The organism is Chrysiogenes arsenatis DSM 11915 (assembly GCF_000469585.1).
In the GTDB taxonomy this organism is placed as follows: Bacteria; Chrysiogenota; Chrysiogenetes; order Chrysiogenales; family Chrysiogenaceae; genus Chrysiogenes; species Chrysiogenes arsenatis.
Genome location: NZ_AWNK01000004.1, coordinates 65,244 through 84,211, shown reverse-complemented (window position 1 = coordinate 84,211; position 18,968 = coordinate 65,244). Strand labels below are relative to the sequence as shown.

The 18,968-nt window shown below is 49.2% G+C and carries 16 protein-coding genes; 15 read left to right on the top strand and 1 reads right to left on the bottom strand.

Annotated features, from left to right (window positions below; genetic code table 11):
- Positions 1-26: 26 nt before the first annotated feature.
- From P304_RS0102225 to P304_RS0102195, 7 genes are all read left to right on the top strand, one after another.
- Positions 27-773 (top strand): SapC family protein, encoded by a 747-nt coding sequence (locus P304_RS0102225; RefSeq protein ID WP_027389212.1) that lies wholly within the window; start codon positions 27-29, stop codon positions 771-773.
- A 101-nt stretch (positions 774-874) separates the two neighbouring features.
- Entirely contained in the window at positions 875-2,464 is a 1,590-nt protein-coding gene (locus P304_RS0102220) for a TolC family protein (protein WP_027389211.1), read from the top strand.
- 16 nt (positions 2,465-2,480) lie between these two features.
- The gene (locus P304_RS0102215) at positions 2,481-3,353 is read left to right on the top strand and encodes an efflux RND transporter periplasmic adaptor subunit (RefSeq protein WP_027389210.1); all 873 of its coding nucleotides are present in this window, start codon (positions 2,481-2,483) and stop codon (positions 3,351-3,353) included.
- A gap of 12 nt (positions 3,354-3,365) precedes the next feature.
- Positions 3,366-5,246, top strand: coding sequence for an efflux RND transporter periplasmic adaptor subunit (locus P304_RS0102210; RefSeq protein ID WP_027389209.1), 1,881 nt, complete (start codon positions 3,366-3,368; stop codon positions 5,244-5,246).
- A 3-nt stretch (positions 5,247-5,249) separates the two neighbouring features.
- Entirely contained in the window at positions 5,250-7,397 is a 2,148-nt protein-coding gene (locus P304_RS0102205; protein ID WP_027389208.1) for a hypothetical protein, read from the top strand.
- Positions 7,398-7,399: 2 nt separating this feature from the next.
- On the top strand, positions 7,400-9,358 hold the full coding sequence (locus P304_RS13585; protein ID WP_051321326.1) for a preprotein translocase subunit SecA: 1,959 nt from the start codon (positions 7,400-7,402) through the stop codon (positions 9,356-9,358).
- Positions 9,351-10,205: a hypothetical protein gene (locus P304_RS0102195; RefSeq protein WP_027389207.1), complete on the top strand. Its 855-nt coding sequence runs from the start codon at positions 9,351-9,353 to the stop codon at positions 10,203-10,205. The genes P304_RS13585 and P304_RS0102195 overlap by 8 nt, the downstream gene beginning before the upstream one ends.
- Positions 10,206-10,361: 156 nt before the next feature.
- On the opposite strand, the gene P304_RS0102190 is transcribed toward P304_RS0102195, so the two are convergent.
- The gene (locus P304_RS0102190) at positions 10,362-11,132 is read right to left on the bottom strand and encodes an SDR family oxidoreductase (protein WP_027389206.1); all 771 of its coding nucleotides are present in this window, start codon (positions 11,130-11,132) and stop codon (positions 10,362-10,364) included.
- A gap of 313 nt (positions 11,133-11,445) precedes the next feature.
- On the opposite strand from P304_RS0102190, the gene P304_RS0102185 reads away from it, so the two are divergent.
- From P304_RS0102185 to pnp, 8 genes are all read left to right on the top strand, one after another.
- Positions 11,446-12,357, top strand: coding sequence for an SPFH domain-containing protein (locus P304_RS0102185; protein WP_027389205.1), 912 nt, complete (start codon positions 11,446-11,448; stop codon positions 12,355-12,357).
- Positions 12,354-12,779, top strand: coding sequence for an NfeD family protein (locus P304_RS0102180; protein WP_027389204.1), 426 nt, complete (start codon positions 12,354-12,356; stop codon positions 12,777-12,779). Before P304_RS0102185 ends, P304_RS0102180 begins: the two co-directional genes overlap by 4 nt.
- A gap of 27 nt (positions 12,780-12,806) precedes the next feature.
- Complete coding sequence (gene umuD / locus P304_RS0102175) at positions 12,807-13,244, top strand: translesion error-prone DNA polymerase V autoproteolytic subunit (protein ID WP_027389203.1); 438 nt, start codon at positions 12,807-12,809, stop codon at positions 13,242-13,244.
- Positions 13,241-14,527 (top strand): translesion error-prone DNA polymerase V subunit UmuC, encoded by a 1,287-nt coding sequence (gene umuC, locus P304_RS0102170; protein WP_027389202.1) that lies wholly within the window; start codon positions 13,241-13,243, stop codon positions 14,525-14,527. The genes umuD and umuC overlap by 4 nt, the downstream gene beginning before the upstream one ends.
- Positions 14,528-14,587: 60 nt before the next feature.
- Entirely contained in the window at positions 14,588-15,712 is a 1,125-nt protein-coding gene (locus P304_RS0102165) for a glycosyltransferase family 4 protein (protein ID WP_027389201.1), read from the top strand.
- Positions 15,709-16,299 carry a D-sedoheptulose 7-phosphate isomerase gene (locus P304_RS0102160; RefSeq protein WP_051321325.1) on the top strand — a complete coding sequence of 197 codons (591 nt, stop codon included), beginning with the start codon at positions 15,709-15,711 and terminating at the stop codon, positions 16,297-16,299. Before P304_RS0102165 ends, P304_RS0102160 begins: the two co-directional genes overlap by 4 nt.
- A gap of 74 nt (positions 16,300-16,373) precedes the next feature.
- Positions 16,374-16,643, top strand: coding sequence for a 30S ribosomal protein S15 (rpsO, locus tag P304_RS0102155; protein WP_027389199.1), 270 nt, complete (start codon positions 16,374-16,376; stop codon positions 16,641-16,643).
- Positions 16,644-16,685: 42 nt separating this feature from the next.
- Positions 16,686-18,908 carry a polyribonucleotide nucleotidyltransferase gene (gene pnp, locus P304_RS0102150; RefSeq protein WP_027389198.1) on the top strand — a complete coding sequence of 741 codons (2,223 nt, stop codon included), beginning with the start codon at positions 16,686-16,688 and terminating at the stop codon, positions 18,906-18,908.
- Positions 18,909-18,968 lie beyond the last annotated feature (60 nt).

Below are 18,968 nucleotides of genomic sequence, written 5' to 3'. Positions count from 1 at the left end.
ATTTCATATCGTTATGGAGGACAAGAATGTTTAAAAAATTGGTTCCGCTTAACAAGGACAAACATGCGAAGACAAAAGTGACACCTATTAGCAGCTTTGCCTTTGCCAGTAAGTTTCATATTGCGTCACTCATGGTGCATGAATTTGCTCGGGCGGCATCGGTGTATCCGATTGTTTTCCTTGAAGACAAAGAGCAGGATGAATTTAAGCCTGTTGTGATGTTTGGCCTTGATGCCGGAGAAAATCTATTTATCGCTGAAGATGGGAGTTGGAAGGCTTCATATGTGCCAGCCATTATCCGCCGTTACCCTTTTGCCCTCGCTAAAAGTGATCAAGCTGATCAATTTACAGTTTGCATTGATGAAGATGCGGACTGTGTTGGGACAAAAGATGGCCAAGCGTTGTTTGAAAAAGGTGAGCCAACCGTGATCATCGACAATGTAAAAAAATACCTTGGCGAAATGCAACAAATGGAGATCTTCACGAAGGCATTCTGTACGTTCATGGCTGAAAATAATCTCTTTACTCCGCTCAGTATGCGTGTGCGCTACGGTGGGCAGATTCGCAACGTAACTGGTTGTTATGTGATCAATGAGGAGCGTTTGAATAATCTTTCCGATAAGCGCTTTCTTGAAATACGCGAAAAGCGCTACTTTGCGCCTATCTTTGCTCATTTAACCTCACTCAGCCAACTTGAACGCTTGGCGATGCTAAAAGATGGGCAGACGAGCCTGAAGCCAGGTGAAACAGAGCCTGTAATCGCTGAGTCATAAAAACATTCACCACCGTAATCTCTATAATAAATGGAGTTTACGGTGGTAAGTTTATATTTTTTTGAGCCATGGCCATCTATGCCGATACAAAGAGGTTGACGATGATACGGAATATACTTTCTTGCCCCCAAAAAGTTTTTGCAGGTTTAGCGGTTTCGGCAGCGTGTCTGGCCATTCCCGCGTGGGCCGAGAGTCAACCTTCTCATGGTGACATGAATCGCCACGAACAAGTGCTGACGCAAATACAACAAGGTGCTGTGGCTCTAAATAAAGAGTCTTTCGTGCACCTTGTGCTCCTACGCAATCCTGAGGTGCTCGTAAGTGCAGAGCAGAAAAAAATTGCTGAGGCGCAACTACAGCATGATCGCGCCGCATACGAGATGGAATTTTTTTCAATACTCCGTGCTGATGAGCGAAAAACCGAAAATAATCCGTTAGCCCCTAATGACACGACGATAGACCGCAATGGTCGTTTTCAGTTTGGCGTGCGCACGTTAGTCGTTTCTGGGGCTGAGGTCTCTGTCGAATATGAAGGGCATAAACGCTATAATAATACGAGCTCGGTGAATGATCCTACTGGGATTAACGACAATGTCGGTTCGCTGAATTTCCGTATCCGTCAACCAATTTTGCGCGGATTTGGGGCGGCTCAAATTGAGAATCGGATCGCACAATCAGAAAAACAGATTGAAATCCGCAAACAGGAAACTCAGCAACAGATTCTGAGTAAGTCATACGATGCGCTCAGCCTCTACTGGCGGCTGTACCGTGCCGAACAGATGAAAGCTTTGAATGCAGATTCATTGAAAAATGCGAATAATATCCTCACCGATATTGAGCGGCGCGTGCAAGCTGGGCGCTTACCGCAAACTGCTATGACCGAAGCCCGTTCTACCCTTCTACTTCGTCAGGCAGAATCATTTGTCGTAGAGCGCGGGTATGAACAAGTGAAAAGTGCGATTAAGGGGGTTCTCAACCTCTCAGCCAATGAATATCAGCACGTTGTTTTTCAGACGACTTCAGAGCCTGACACTACCGCGTGGCAACAGCCGGAAAGTTTTCAGACTTACTTTGAGCAGGTTCTCAGTGTTTGGCCGAATTACGGAATTGCAATAGAACGTATTGCGCTGGAAGAACATTCTCTGGCGATAGCCCGCGATGAGTTGCGTCCAAAACTCGATTTTGTTGCGGGCTATGGCCAAAGTAGCCTTCGGTATGATGAGCGCTACGGCAGAACTTTTGAAGAAGCATTTTCGGAGCGTTATCCCAACTGGTATGCTGGTGTTGAGTTTTCCATCCCTTTAGGTGGTAATCAAAGTGCGCGTTCGAAAGAATCCATAGCGCTTTCACGAATTACCCAAAATCAATATCAGGCTGAAGCGGTAAAGGTAGACCTTTCAAATCAACTTCAGTTGCGGCTTGCACAGGTAGATCAAGCGTATCAAGAGTTGGATCGTCATCGGCAGAATACCACTGTCCTCAAGGAACTGCTTGAAATTGAGCGGGAACGGTTTGACCGCGGTGTAGCGCGCTACATTGATATGATTGAGCGCGAAGATAATCTCAACGTGGGTATAATCCGTATGGTGGATGCCGAGATTCAATATGAACTGGCAAAAATCAGTCTTCAGCTTTCGGATGGTAGCCTGTTGCAGGAACTCGGCATTCAGTTTGACGTAGAAGCACTGTAGAATTTTGAAGGGCACTATGCGATTGACCAACTGTATTTTTTTCCTGCTGTTTTTGTCCTTGAATGTATTCGCTATAGCGAGCGAGGCTCCAAGCACTCGTTCGCGTGGCGATTTCCGTTCATTTAGTCCAGAGGTGAGTCCACATGAGACGGTTGCAATAAGTGATGCGATGGTAGGTGTGGTGTACCCTCGTGAGCGCTACTTGCTCGCAATGGCGGTTAGCGGTGTGGTCAGTGAAGTCAAGATCGCAGAAGGAGCCTACGTCGATCAGGGAACACCGCTCTTGGTGCTGGAGCAACATATTGAGCAACTTGAACTGTCGCGCCTTGAAACGCTGATGCGGGACAAGAGTGCATTGGACGGGGCTCGCGCTCGGTTACTGCTGCAAGTGGAGCAAGTAAAATCCGCTCTTGAGTTGTACCATGAAAGTAGATCAATCAGTCTTGATGAGCTCAATCAAATGATCATCAATAGAGTCACAACAGAGAGCGAAGTTGCACTGCTTGAGTTAGAAGAAAAAAAACAAGACTACGATTATAAAATTGGCCGACAAGTCCTTGCCCAACGGACTCTACTCGCGCCCAGTAAAGGATTTATCACCCAAATTCGCCTCAAAAAAGGGGAATGGGCTCAGGCGGGTGAGCCGATCATCGAACTGGTTGATACTTCGTATATTTACATCCGCATCAGTATTCCGAGTGCTATCGCAGCGAAGCTTACGATAGGGCAAAAAGTTGATTTTGCAGTGGAATCCACGCGCGCACAAGGGGCGATTTCTTTTCTCTCACCAGTAGCTGATCCGGCAAGTGGATTAGTCGAAGTGAAGGTTGAATATCGCAACGTGGATAATCGGTTTCGGCCAGGATTAAAAGCGCGAGTGCAGCTGTGATGGTGTGGTTTTATGGCCTCTAAAGAAGCATTTCGCCAACGATTACAGGAATTATACCACGTACGGGTCACTCAGTCTCAAGCAGGTCAAGCATCGTGGATAGATTATCTGGTGCTCGTCAAGAACGTATGCCGTGTGCCGAGTGCGGAACTCATTTTGGTACAGGAACATCAACTGCTTTTGGTTGCTACCAGCGATTTAGAACAGAAAAGCCCGTCAAAGCCTTTGTTAGACACGCAGGAATTTTTCCTTTTTCTGCAGCGGGCCGAAGCCAGTGGATTTGCCCACCGTCCACCCCATCCCCATATCGATGGGTCAATCGGCTTCGTCGCGCTCCGTGCGTTGTGTCCTACCCCATATTTTTTGATTTTAGCGATTGATTGTGATGCTGCAACACGTTTGAACGACATTCTTGTGCGTGCCCAGTTAATGCTCGACTTTGTGCAGGATGAGTCCGTCTTGAACACGTCAGCGTTGTTAGGTACAGAGTCAAAAGCAGTTGATGCGCGGAAAACGGCGCACGAAAACATGCTCGCAAGCTTGCTCGACTTGCTGAGCGAAATATATCAATCCGAAAACTTTCAAGCGGCTGTGTATGCGTTAGCCAATGGCATCGTTAATTACCAGAGCGCCTTTGATCAGGTCGTGCTGGGCTGGAAAGAGGGGGCGTATACACGGGTAAAGGGGATCAGCCACTATGAGCGCTTTGAGCAAAAAACCGATACCGTTAGACTGTTTGAAGCGGCTTTAGAGGAGTCGGTGGATCAGGTTGCCGCCATTCATTATTCAAGTCACCGTGCTTCGGATGGAAAGGTAATTACCCTTGCTCATCAACAACTACAAACCCACCTTGCGGCACGATCTATTATGACTTTTCCGCTTGTGAACTCTCACGGCCATACCGTGTTCGCATTGACACTCGTCAACTACCGTGATGATTTGCCGGAACTTCCTTGCGAGGCGGTGCACTTTCTGGCACGAACCGTGATGCCGCGGCTGGAACAATTGTATTTGCAAGATGCCGAATGGCGCGATCGGTTGCGGACGGTTGCTCTGCGCACAATTGGCCGTCTTGCGGGGGCAGAAAATCTGCTGGTTAAGTCGTTGGTACTGGCTGGATCTTTACTGTTGTTTGGCTCGCTGACATTCTCCACCATGCATACTGTTGAAGGGACTGGGCAGTTTGTTACGGACAATACTCGGCTCATTACGGCCCCTTTTGAGGGGGTGATCATCGATGCCTATGTCACCAGTGGTGACGAGGTGGTGGAAGGTGATCCGTTGCTGACGCTTGATGTGCAAGATTTGCTGATGCAACTTGCCGAACTCCAAGCGGAGTTACAGCGAAACGTAACCGAAGCTGATCGGGCTCGGGCAGAGTTTACCAGTGTGGACTTGGCGATTGCTTTGGCACGGATTGAGCAGGTGAAAGCCCGTATGGAGCGGGTGAATTATCAGCTTTCGCAAGCACATATGCACGCTCCCTTTACTGGGGTAGTGGTCGAAGGGGAGCGGCGCGAGCTGATTTCAGCACCTGTTTCCAAAGGGCAACCCCTGCTGCGTATTGCACAAACCGAAGATGTATATGTGGTAGTTGAAGTAGCGCATGACGACATTCACCATGTGCGCGAGGGGAGTATTGGCGAATTTGCGCTGGTCAGCCAGCCAGGGCGGAAAATTCCCCTGCGAATCAGTCGCGTAATTCCAATGGCTGAGGTGAAGTCGCAGGAGGGGGCGCGGTTTACCGTGATTGCTCAACTTGAAGAGGATGGTGAAACGTGGTGGCGCCCTGGTATGACTGGGGTGGCAAAAATTCATGTGCAACCACGGTCGTACTTCTGGATCTATACACACAAGACGCTGAATCGTATCCGTCTTGCGCTCTGGAGGTAGGAATTGTCTGCGACATTCAGCGAATCTTGGTATCAGGTTGCGACACTGCGGCTTGGTTTACTGCCGACGATCCGCATTCATAAACAGATCTATCGCGATCAGGTCTGGTATGTGCTGCAAGATAGTTGTTCTGAGAAGTACTACCGCGTTCAGGAACCGGCGTATCTGTTCCTTGCGCGCCTTACTCCGGAAAGAACGGTTGAAGAGCTTTGGATAGCATTTACGGAAGAGTATCCCGAAGATGCACCGAGTCAAGATGCCGTCATTATGTTATTATCCCAACTGCATCAGATGAGCCTTCTGTTCTTCCGCTCACAGGGCAAGAGCGAATCAATTTTCGAGCGCTACGCGGAGCAGCGGCGCAAGGAAAAGCTTTCTCACCTGCTGGCATTTCTCTATTTTAGAATTCCACTTTGGAATCCGAATGAATTTCTGAAGAACAATATCGGATGGCTGCAACGTTTTTTTTCGCGATGGTCTTTTGTTGGTTGGTTGCTTGTGGTTTTGTTTGGTGCGAAGTCGGTGATTGACCATTTCGGATCGTTTACGAGTCAGGCACAAGGGATTTTAGCCGTCGATAACCTTTTGTGGCTTTATGTCGCCATGTTTCTCTTGAAATTTCTTCATGAAATGGGGCATGCAATAGCATGTCGCCGTTCTGGTGGTGATGTCTATACGCTTGGGGTGATGTTTATCGCGCTGGCTCCGCTTCCTTACATTGATGTGAGCTCGTCATGGTCAATGCGCAGTAAGTGGCACCGCGCATTTGTCGGAGTCTCTGGTCTGTATGTTGAGTTGTTTTTTGCGGCGTTGGCGGCGATTGTTTGGGGGTTGACAGCACCCGGGTTTGTCAATGGTCTTGCTTTTAACATCATGATTATTGGTTCTATTTCGAGTTTTGTTTTTAATGGAAATCCGTTGCTGAAATTTGATGCCTATTATGTCCTCTCCGATCTGATTGATTTGCCGAATCTCTATCAGAAAGCGGGGCGTCAGTGGCATTATATTGCGAACGTAGTACTTCTTGGCACCAAAGATGCGCAGGAGCCGGCGGAAAACCGTAACGAACGTTACTGGTATTATGGGTATGGTGCCGCAAGTTTTGGTTACCGCCTGTTCGTTATGGTGGCGATTTTGCTTTATATGGCCGACCTTTCACTGTTTCTCGGTGTTTTAATGTTACTCGCAATGTGCTACATGTGGCTCATTGGCCCCACGTTGAAACTCGTGCAATATCTTCGTAAAAGCAGCGAATTACGGCAGAATCGCCGTCGTGCCATCGTTGTTTCTGCCGTTACCCCGCTGCTCATTCTGCTGGTATTGGCAACATTTCCTCTGCCGTATGCCCTTGTTGCGCCGGGGGTGCTTTTGTCTGAGCAGCGGATGCCGTTGTATGCGGAAGCCGGTGGAACCTTGACAGCGCTGGTCGTTCGTTCTGGCGATACCGTGCAGCAAGGCAGTGTGTTGATGGAGTTTATCAATCCAGAATTAGAACTGGAGTATGAACTGACAGGGCAACAATTGGTGGAAACTCGTTGGCTTATCCGCAAAGCAACGGATGGTAAGCAGGGTGATTTAAAAGCGCTCTATGACCGCGAGTCGTTTCTGGTGGGGCGTCTGGATGAACTTGACAAACGACTTGATCGACTCAAGACGGTGGCACCGACTGATGGGATCTGGGTAAGTGATGTGATGCCGGCGCGGGTCAATTCGCATTTTATGCGTGGAGAGCGTTTAGGGGTAATGATTACTCCGGGCAAGCAGCAGTTTGTCGGTGTTGTTACCCAAGAGCAGGCAGGAGATCTTTTCGGATCGAACTTGCTACGTGCCGAAATCCGTCTGCCTGGGCAGTTTACTTCGCCACTGGAGAGTCATGATCTGCAGTTTATTCCGTATCAGAAGCACGAGCTCCCTTCTTCGGCACTCGCACTTCAAGGAGGTGGTACGCTCTTTGCTCAAGCTGATGCTCAAGGGAGATTACGAACTGATGAGCCGTTTTTTGAGGTGATTGCGCGTTTTTCAGAATCACCAACGGCTTTCTATGATGGTGCTCCTGGTGTCATGCGTATTGCATTGTCGCCCAGACCGCTTCTGGAGCAAATAGCTCTGGCAGTGCGGCAGCTATTACAATCACGCTATCAGATCCAGTAAGCATGCTCGCATCGTTGCAACTTCCATCGTTAAAAAAACTCCCGAAAGAGCCGTATTGGTGCATCGTAAAATGGCATCTGGTGCGGCATCGCTGGCGAGAAAAAAAACTAGTGAGTGACTATCTGCAAGAAGCAGATGGTATTGGTCGGCACTATCGCGCTCTCGCTGATTTGACTCCAGAAGCATTGATCCATCAGCTGAATGCAATGCGCTTGCACGCGCTTGCCGGTCAACTCTCTGCAGAACGGTTGTTATTGCATAAAACACTTGCTCTCCTTCAACTTGCATCGGTGCGACTGCTGGGCATGGAACCATATCAAGTGCAAATGGCAGCCATTCTCGCCATGTTTGATGGATATTTGGTACAGCTAGCACCAGGGGAGGGGAAAACTCTTACGATTGGCTTACTCGCTATTCTTTTCGGGTGGAGCAACCGACCTTGTCACGTCATTACTGCCAATGACTACTTAGCCGAGCGTGACGCTACTGAGTTGGCACCGCTCTACGAATTTTGCAGTGTTTCCGTTGCTACGGTGCTGCAAACCCATACTCAGGAAGAGAAGCCAACGCAGTATCTTGCCGATGTTGTGTATTCAACGGCCAAGCAGCTCTTAGCCGACTATCTGACCGATCAAATCACTTTCGGCGGCTCCGTGACGCCTCTGACCATGAGTGTGCGTATGCTTCAAGGGCAAACCGCACATCGATTACTGATGCGCGGCATTCATACCGCAATTGTCGATGAAGCCGATAATATTTTGATTGATGAAGCCATTACTCCGATGATTATTTCTGGAGCAGATCATAATCCAGTACTACACGAAGCTATTCTTGTCGCACGCACGCTGGTCGATAGATTACAGTCGCCCCGAGATTATCAGTGTAGTTCGCTGCACCGAGATGTGCGTTGGACGACACATGGTGAACAGTTAATGGAAAAGATGGCTCAAGAGCTTCCCCCTATTTGGCGAGGCCGACATAGACGCCATGATTTATTTACGCAGGCTGTGCTAGCGCGTGATTACTTTCTTCAGGATCAGCATTATGTAGTGCTTGACGACGAGGTGGTGATTGTTGATGAAGGCACTGGCCGTCCTATGCCGGGTAGATCGTGGAGCTACGGCCTGCATCAAGCAGTAGAGGCTCGCGCTGGTGTACCACTCACTCACCCGAATAAAACGTTAGCGCGGATGAGTTTTCAGAATTATTTTAAACATTATGTGCGCCTGACGGGTGCGAGTGGCACACTGCAGAATATTGCTCATGAGCTGTTTTTTAACTATCGGATACGCACACTCCGAATTCCTTCACGACTTCCATCGCAACTGATCGTGCAGCCTTTTCAGCTGTTTGTAACGAAACAGGAAAAAGAGCTTGGTTTATTGAATCTTTTGCGGGAATTGCTTGTGCGGGAGATTCCTGTGCTGGTAGGAACACGTACCATTGAAGATAGCGAACAACTTGCCGGTCGGCTTGATCGGGAGAGGGTAAAATATCAGCTCTTGAACGCCAAAAAGCTCACCGAAGAGGCCGATATTGTTGCCCGTGCAGGCGAGAAAGGGCAACTCACGATAGCGACGAACATGGCGGGAAGGGGAACGGACATTAAGCTTTCGAGGGAAGTAATGGCAGCAGGAGGGTTACGCGTCATCATGATGGAGCCGCATGAGTCGGCTCGCATTGACTGGCAACTTTTCGGTCGCGCTGGGCGGCAGGGAAATCCGGGCGAAGCGTACCCACTGGTTTCGCTTGAGGATGGGATTATGCGAGCCGTGTTGCCAAAATGCGTTTTGCGCGTTCTGTGTTCTTTGGCAGAACACTGGCCCCATAATAAATTATGGACAACAATGATTCGACTTACACAGCACCGAGCTGAGTTAAAAGCCTTTCGCTTACGTCGATTTATGAACACGGCAACACGCGAAAGTCAAAAAAGGATGACATTTACCAGTTATGAGTAACCACTCCAATAAGCTTCTGACTCTTGATGTTTATTATCAAATCGCTCATTGGTTGGGTTCAAGAGTGGTAGGGTGGGAACGTTCGCTGCAAATTACACCAAATGGCTTTGATGGCAGTAGATTGCTTTTTGGGTTTGATAAACAGAATCTCGACCCTATGGAATTGTTTTCCCATTTTCAGGAGATTGGCGGTGTTCCGAACATAGTATCTGAATCAATTCTTGCCGATTGGGATCGTGCAAATTTTTGTTATCTGGCAATTGAATCGGCGGTAGTCTCTCCGGAAAACGTGTCGTCAGCGACGCCAGAGGTCATCAAGCTCTATCTTGAATTTCCCGTTCATTTGTCCACGCAAGTTGGAGAACAACTTTATTGGCAACCATCGGCATTGTGGTGTCGTGGCTACAAATGGCGGGCTCGAAGTGGGAAACTTGAGCGCGTGACTTCTTACCACATGGTTCCCGGTGCTACCATAGCCACGATTCCCTTACTGCTTCCTGAGGTTGTTACTGAACCGATCTTCGGTAGCCTACTTGATCGGATTGGTGTCGCAACTGTGGATGGCGAAAAAAAACTGGACATTCTGTACGTCAACACTCCGCCACAGAGCCAAGGGGTGGATTTGCGAGTGTATGATTTAAACGTAGCCATTAGGGATATCTTACCGTGCGTGCAGGATCAATGCTTTGAGATCTTGAGTATTTCTCGCCGCGCATCGGTGATCCAGATCCTCTCAAGATTTCCCGATGCCATGCTTGGCCATATCTCACTCGGGTGGAGGCGCCCAAACGAACCTTACCTCACGTTTTACTGGGAGTGGGACAAAGAAATATCCCTGCGGGAATAATGAGGTGTGTGCAAAAAGTCGATTTAGGTTATCTACGGGCAGTGTTTATTATGGCGCTGCCTGTTTTATTGTCCAAAATTTCTGCCAGCACTCTCTCCGTCTCATATCGTTATTTTAAACACAATTGTGACTGTCTCTATGCAAACTCAGCGTGAATCATGTTTCTGGTGGGTAAACCATTTTGCGCGTTACTCCCCCATCAATAATAAAGTTCTGCCCTGTGATAAATCCTGCTGCTGGCGAAAAGAGATAATGCACCATCGATGCGACATCTTCGGGTAATCCGATACGTCCAGTCCAATGCCATGCGTGGTCGGCAGGATTGCTCAGCAATGACTGACGTTTGGTGGTAGATTTCCATGGCCCAGTGTCGATCCATCCGGGGCTAATGGCATTGACGCGTACGTTTCCGGCAAGCGATGCGGCAAGGGCATGGGTCAGGCTGAGTAGGCCTCCTTTACTTGCGGCGTAGGCTTCGCAGTTGGGTTCTGATTGTAAGGCGCGGGTAGAGGCGATGTTGATAATGGCGCCGTTGTATTTTTTTAAGAAGGGAATGGCGTATTTGCATACCAAAAATGATCCGCTCAGGTTGACCGCTATTACCCGTTGCCAGAAATCAAACTGAAGGTCTTCTGGCCGTTCGCTAACGGGGTTCGTTATGGCAGCATTGTTCACGACGGCGTCCAGCCGCTCCCACTGGCTGACTATGCGCTGAATGCAATTTGCCACATCAGTTTCACTCGCCACGTCAGCGGTGAGCCACAGAATCTCATTATCACCAGCAGCCCATGTGTTTTGTGCGTCCGCAATAGCGTCCTCATCACAGTCAAGTGCGGCCACTCGCCAGTGGTGTTGACGCAGCTTCTCTACAATACTGCGCCCAATAGTTTGGGCGGCTCCTGTAATAAGGGCTACCGGTTGTGGCATGGTTAGGAAACTCCTTGAGTTTGTTTCGGTTGGGCGGCACAAAGGCGTCAAATAAATGGATCTTGATTTGTTGCCGCGTGGTGGATCTTTTTCGCATGGGTACTATAAGTGATTTATACCGCTTCGCAAGTCCTAATGTCTTTACTCTCATGTGTCTTATATTCGGTGTGGGGAGGTGCTTCACCAACTCTTCTGAAATATGAATAGTGTTGATTCCTGCTGTTGAGCGTACTAGTCTGTTGTGGTGTTCTGTCAGGAATGGGTCAGTTACTATGCTGAAAAATGGTTTTTATTCTTTGCTGGAGGTTTTGCGATGTACGAATCACTTACGTTTTGGGTAACGCTGGCGGCAGCACTTTTTTTGGTGACGTCATTTGCGGTTCGCATTGTACCCCAAGCGCACTACATGATTGTAGAGCGCCTTGGAAAATATCATCGGACGCTTGCGCCGGGGCTGAGTCTTATTATCCCGTTTGTTGATAAAGTAGTAAGTAAGATTTCTACCAAAGAGGCGATGGTGAATATTCCCAAGCAGTCGGTAATTACGCGCGATAACGTTACTATCACTATCGATGGTGTGTGTTTTATCGTTACCCATAATGCGGTTGATGCGACGTATAAAGTGCTCGATCTCTACAGCTCTATTTCAAATCTTGCGATCACCAATATGCGGGCTGTCATCGGTGAAATGGATCTTGACCAGATCCTTTCCGGTCGCGACGTCATCAATACCAAAGTGATGATGCAGCTTGATCTCGCCTCAAGTTCTTGGGGTACTAAAATCATGCGGGTTGAAGTGAGCGAAATTTCCGTTCCCGATCAGGTCAAAAGAGCGATGGAAATGCAAATGACTGCCGAGCGTGAAAAGCGAGCCATCGAAACTCGTGCCGAAGCGGATAAAGTGAAGGTGCAAAAAGAGTCAGATGCGGATCTCTATCAGGCGCAAAAGAAAGCAGAAGCCCAAGAGCGTCTTGCGCAAGCTGATGCCTTTGCCCAAAAGGCTACTGCCGAAGGGCAGAAAGCGGCGATGGAAATGATCAACAGCGCGATGCAAGATAATCAACTTGCGGCCCAGTTCCTGCTCGAAAAAGACCGTATTGCCGCTTGGAATACCCTTGCGAAAAATGATGCTGTTAGTAAATGGGTCGTCCCTGCCGAAATGTCGAGCATGGCATCCGGCATCGGCCTTCTTTCAGACTTGTTCAATAAAGGCAAACAGCCATGATGCCACTGGCACCACTCTGGCTTGGTGGCATTGCCGCCGCGTTGATCATTATCGAACTCATTTTTTTTCCTGGCACTTTTGTCATGATGTGGTTTGGAGCTGGATTTGCGGCAACGGCACTTATTCACGCCCTTTTTCCAGCACTGCTTGGTCACTGGGCATTGCAAAGTGCCCTTGCGGCAGCCGTCGGGCTGGTCTTGCTCCTCTTGCTGCGCAAACGGTTTATTGACACCACGCCGCATCCCGAAATAGAAGCCATCAACACACATGGAATTGGTATCGTGAAGGGGGAATTCGTGGAATACAGTGGAACGCTTTGGCGATACGATGCACAAAGTACTGTCCCATTTCCTGATGGAACCAAAGTCGAAGTGATGGCTATTGATGAAAACCGGCTGACTGTACGGGAATTACAGCCGTAACGTCATTGCCCTCTTAAGGAGCTTTCCATGAGTATTGCCATACTTGGCACATGCCAACTCCCTGATAAACCATTGCAAATTCCGCTGTATGTAGAAGCGGTGCGGGCAGGTTTTCCATCCCCTGCGCAAGATTATATAGAGAAGATGCTTGATCTTAATGAGCTGTGTATTCGCAACCCTACGGCCACTTTTTTTGTCCGTGCGGAAGGGGATTCGATGAGAGAAGCGGGTATTGCTCCGGGCGATATTTTGATTGTTGATCGTTCGCTTGAGGCTCAGCACGGTGATATTGTGGTTGCCGGGTTTCATGGAGAGCTGACGGTGAAAAAACTCGAAATGAGACCAACCGTGCGACTGGTTCCCATGAATTCGTTCTATGCTCCGATTGAGGTGCCAGATGGCGCCGACGTTGATATCTTCGGGGTTGTCACCACTATTATTCATGCGGTGAAGCGACTGTTATGATTTCTCCAATGCCCCTCTATGCCTTGATCGACGGTAATAATTTTTACGCCAGTTGCGAAAAAATCTTTCGACCTGATCTCAAAGAGACTCCTGTTGTCGTTTTTTCCAATAACGATGGTTGCGTGGTGGCTCGTTCCAAGGAAGCCAAAGCATTAGGTATCAAAATGGGGGTACCTGCGTTTCAAATCAAAAATGAAATTGAGCGGCATGGGATTGTGGCGTTTTCCTCCAACTATCCACTCTACGCCGATATGTCGGCACGGATGATGGCGATTCTCGAAACCCTTGCACCGAGGATGGAAATATATTCGATCGATGAAGCGTTCCTTGATGTCAGTGGTATCGGCAACGTTGAACCACTTGCCGAATATGGGCAACGTGTACGCCAAACTGTATCCAAGTGGATTGGTATCACGGTAGGCATTGGGATCGGCCCTACAAAAACCCTTGCGAAACTCGCCAACTATGCTGCGAAAAAATACCCTGCGACGAATGGTGTCGTCGATCTTACCGACTCTATACGTCAAAGAAAGCTGATGGAAATCACCCCCGTTTCAGATGTGTGGGGTGTCGGGAAAAAGACCACCGAAAAACTGCACCTCTACGGCATTAAAACCGCGCTGCAACTAGCGCAGGCGAACCCGCAAGAAATCAAGCGGCGCTTTTCCGTAACCCTGTCGCGTACTATCCATGAACTGAATGGTATCCCGTGTTTTGCCTTCGAAGAAAGCCCTCCGATACAAAAGCAACTCATCTGTTCGCGCTCCTTTGGGAAACGGATTACGGCAAACGTTGATATGCAAGAAGCCGTCTGTACTTATGCCGGAAATGCGACAGCGAAACTGCGCGAGCAAAAACTTCTTACCCAGCACGTTACCATTTTTCTTCAAACCAGCCCTTTTAGTGAAAGCCAGCCTTATTATGCGAATAGTGCAAGTATGGCGCTTGGCATGGCCACTGACGATAGTCGTGACATTATCAGTGCTGCCAGCTCACTCTTACAAAGCATTTGGCGCGAAGGGCATGCGTATAGTAAAGCTGGAGTTATGCTGGGTGAAATACTCCCACGCCACCGTAAAGTGCGGAGTCTTTTTGAAGACGAAGGGGAAATCCAAAAGAGCCAACAACTGATGCAAGCCCTTGATCGTATTAACCGTGGCGGACGCGGCACAATCTGGTTTGCTGCCCAAGGGAAACCCAAAGAGCACACGTGGGATACGCGACAGGTCAACCTGTCGCCGCGTTATACTACAAAATGGGATGAGTTGCCCGTTGTGCGTTAGCCGCCTTTGAAACAAAACGCTACTTGTAAGCAATGATAATGATACATATTTGGAGCAGTTGTGACACCGAATGAACCATTTTCGCTCTGTTTTATCCGCCGCCACTTTTCGTTATATGGGGGAGCCGAGCGCTACCTTTCGCGTCTCATCGAAACACTTGGGAGTCGGTACGATCAGCACGTGATTGCCGAGCGCTGGGAGGATGTCCCGCACATGACGTTGCACCGCGTGTCAAAGCATCGTTGGCGCGGCGTGAAGCGTTTTGCTATGGCAGTGGAAACTATCCTTGCGCGCAACGCGTTTGATGTGGTGTTCAGTCTGGAGCGAACCGTTGGTCAGGATATCTACCGTGCGGGTGATGGTGTGCATCGCGAGTGGCTCAATATCAAACGTCAGCATTTGCGTGGCAATTGGATGAAAGAGTGGTTGAATCCCAAGAATAGGGAAATCCTGACGTTAGAAAGGCAACTCTTTGCGCAAACTCCAGTTATTATTGCGAATAGCCAAATGGTAAAGCGCAATGTGATGCAGCATTATGGCGTTCCTGAGCAGCGGATACAGGTTATTTATAATGGTGTTGTTGTGCCGGATATTGCTTCGCGGGATGAGCTGCGTACCCAGGTGCTGACAGAGGCAAGAATTCCCTCTGATAGGCCTATTTTTACCTATGTTGGGAGTGGTTTTGAACGCAAAGGGGTAGGGTTGTTCCTGCAAGGTCTCGCCTTATTAAAGGCTCCTTGCCATGCTTTTATTGTTGGCAAAGGTGATCTCCGCCCATACCAGAAGTTAGCGCGCACACTTGGCATTGAACAGCGCGTGACGTTTACCGGCCCCGTGAAGGAACCTGCGTTGTACTATGCAGCGGCGAACCTCTTTGTTTTGCCAACGTACTACGACCCTTTTAGTAATACTTGTCTTGAAGCAGCTTCATGGGGTACGGCTGTGTTGACGTCGAGCAATAATGGTGCATCGGAACTTCTTCACAATGCTGGAGTGCTTGAGCACTTTACTCCTGAAGAGTTGGCGAATAAAATGGAGCCATTTTTAGATCACACACGAGCACGCGAGCATGGCGCGCAAGCACGATGCATCGCGGAGGAATTTTCCATCGAAAGCAACGTTGAACAAACAATAGCGGTTATTCAGGCGGTTATCGCCAGTAAACAAAGAGGAGTGTGTGTATGAGTGAAAATTACCAGTTTTCCGGCAATATTGATGATCAATGGAACGAGCACCTTGCCGTAGCAAACGCCACACGCATTGCACTGAGTGAGCCGTTACTTCAGGTAGTGCATGCGACTGTCGCTGCCCTGCAAGCAGGGAATAAAATATTGGTGATGGGTAATGGTGGTTCAGCCTCAGACGCTATGCACTTGGCGGGTGAGATTATTGGCCGCTTTCGCCGTGAACGGCGCGCATGGCCCGCTATTGCGCTCTGTGCCGATAATGCGGCGCTGACGGCGATAGGCAATGACTATGGATATGATCAGGTGTTTCGTCGCCAGGTTGAAGGGTTGTGTCAGACGGGAGATATTGTGATTGGTATAAGCACGTCAGGCAATTCGCCGAATGTGGTACTGGCGCTGGAAGAGGCAAAACGCCTTGGGGGAATTACGGTTGCACTTTCAGGGCGTGATGGCGGAAAAATAGCCGCCATGGCTGATCACGCCTTAGTGGTACCGTCACCCCACACGCCGCGCATTCAGGAAATGCACATTACGCTCATCCATCTTTTTTGTGATTTGGTAGAGGAAGCAATGGTGTCGCAATAAGAAAAGGACTTTACGGATACGCTTCATCGTGTTAGATATTCACGGTTTATTTAATATTTCAAGGAGTAGTTTCAATGGCACTCACGAAAGAACGCAAAGGCGAACTCATTACTCAATTCGGTCTTGCTGGTGGCGACACTGGCTCCCCCGAGGTACAGGTAGCGATCCTCACAGAGCGGATCAACTACCTTACTGAACACTTTAAAGAGCACATTCACGACTTCCACTCACGTCGTGGTCTGCTGATGCTCGTCGGTAAACGCCGTCGGTTGCTCGACTACCTGAAAGGGAAAGATATCGAGCGCTACCGCAGTTTGATTACCAAACTCGGCATCCGGAAGTAAGCAGCGCAGGAAACCACAAAGAGGAGATTGGAAGGAGAAGCTATGCATTCAGTATCAGTAGAATTCGGCGGGAAAATTATCGAGATCGAAACGGGCAAAGTAGCTCGTCAAGCCGATGGGGCAGTCCTCGTCAAACAAGGTGATAACGTTGTGCTGGTCACAGCGGTAAGCAGTAAAAGTGCACGTGACGGGATCGATTTTTTTCCACTCACCGTAAACTACCAAGAGAAAAGGTATAGCACCGGAAAAGTCCCTGGTGGTTACAAGAAGCGCGAAGGCATGCCATCAGACGGGGAAACACTTATTTCCCGTCTGATTGACCGGCCGCTCCGTCCACTTTTCCCTGAAGGGTATGTTAACGAAACGCAAGTGATTGCGACGGTACTCGCGTCCGATGGCGAAACGCCTGCTGATGCGCTGGCCATGTATGGCGCAGCCTGTGCGCTCCATATTTCGGACATCCCGTTTGGTGGCCCACTCGGCGCCTGCCGCATTGGTCGCATCAATGGAGAATTTGTTCTGAACCCCACATTTGCTCAGATGCGCGAAAGTGATATTGATATTTTCCTTGCTTCGACACGCGGCGCTATCCTGATGGTAGAAGCGGGTGCGAACGAAGTGCCGAACGATGATATCGTCGCGGCTATTGCCTATGGCCATGACGCCATTGGTAAACTGCTTGACGCACAAGAGGAACTGCGACGCATTGCGGGAAATCCAAAACGTGAATACTCGCTCTTAACGATTCCAACCGAGATCATGGATCAGGTTGATGTGGCGTTCCGCCAGAAAATTAACGATGCGTTGAGCATTGGCAATAAACTTGAAACTTACGAAGCGCTGAGCCGCCTGAAGAGTGAAGTGTCTGAATACTTTACCGCTCAGATTGGTGCCGAAGCCTTTGAACCGCTTAAAAAGCACTATAAAGCCGCTTTCAGTGAACTTGAACGTCGCGTGTTGCGTTGGAACGTGCTTGATCACAGCCGCCGTGTTGATGGTCGTGCGCTGGACGAAATTCGTCAGATTACCATCGAGCCATCGTTTCTCCCCCGTGTACACGGCAGCGTTCTCTTTACGCGTGGCGAAACTCAGGCCATAGTTGTGACAACCTTAGGGACGTCTTCTGATGAACAATTCGTCGAAAATCTCGAAGGGGAATCAAAATCCAACTACCTCTTTCATTATAACTTCCCGCCGTACAGTGTTGGCGAATGCGGCATTCTCCGCTCACCGGGACGTCGCGAAATCGGCCACGGGGCGCTCGCGCGTCGTGCCATCGAGCCGATTCTTCCGAAAGATGGCAGCTTCCCGTACACGCTGCGCATTGTTTCTGAAATCACCGAATCAAATGGCTCTTCCAGCATGGCAAGCGCTTGTGGCGCATCACTTTCACTGATGGATGCTGGTGTTCCTGTCACAGGCGCAGTTTCTGGGATCGCGATGGGGCTGATTCTTGAAGGGGATCGCTACTCTATCCTTTCCGACATCCTTGGTCTTGAAGATCACCTTGGTGATATGGACTTTAAAGTTGCTGGGACAGCGCGTGGCGTAACTGCCTTGCAGATGGATATCAAAGTCGAAGGGATCACCATCGATATTATGAAAGCCGCGATTGCCAAAGCGCATGAAGGGCGGATGTTTATCCTTGGCAAAATGAACGACGTACTCGCTATGCCACGTGCGGAAATGAGTGAACACGCGCCGCGGATTGTTACGATACAAGTCAAACCAGATCGTATTCGTGACATCATTGGTACCGGCGGGAAAATCATTCGTGGCATTGTGGAAGAGACAGGCGCGAAGATCGATATCGAAGATAGCGGCCTGTGTCGCGTGGCTTCGAGCAATGCCGAAAGTCTCCGTCGTGCCGTTGCCATTATCGAAGGAATTCTCACCGAACCTGAGATTGGGAAAGTCTACCGTGGTACGGTGAAAAAAATTGCTGAGTTTGGCGCCTTCGTTGAATTCCTGCCAAACACCGACGGCCTGCTGCATATCTCGCAAATCGATCACCGTCGCATTGCGCAGGTGACTGACGTCCTGAATGAAGGCGACGTTATTGATGTTAAATTGATTGAGATAGATAGCCGCACGGGCAAGTTTAAACTTTCCCGCAAGGAACTCTTAGAGCGCCCTGAAGGGATGGCTGAAGAGGAAAGTCATGGTGGCGGAGAACGTCCACCACGCCGCCCTCACAGTGATCGAGACCACCGTGGTGGCGACCGTGATCGTGGTGATCGCGGTGGCTACAACCGAAACCGCTAAGCAATAACGTTTCACTGAGTCAGCATGAACATGGTTCATGCTGGCTTTTTCGGTTTACTA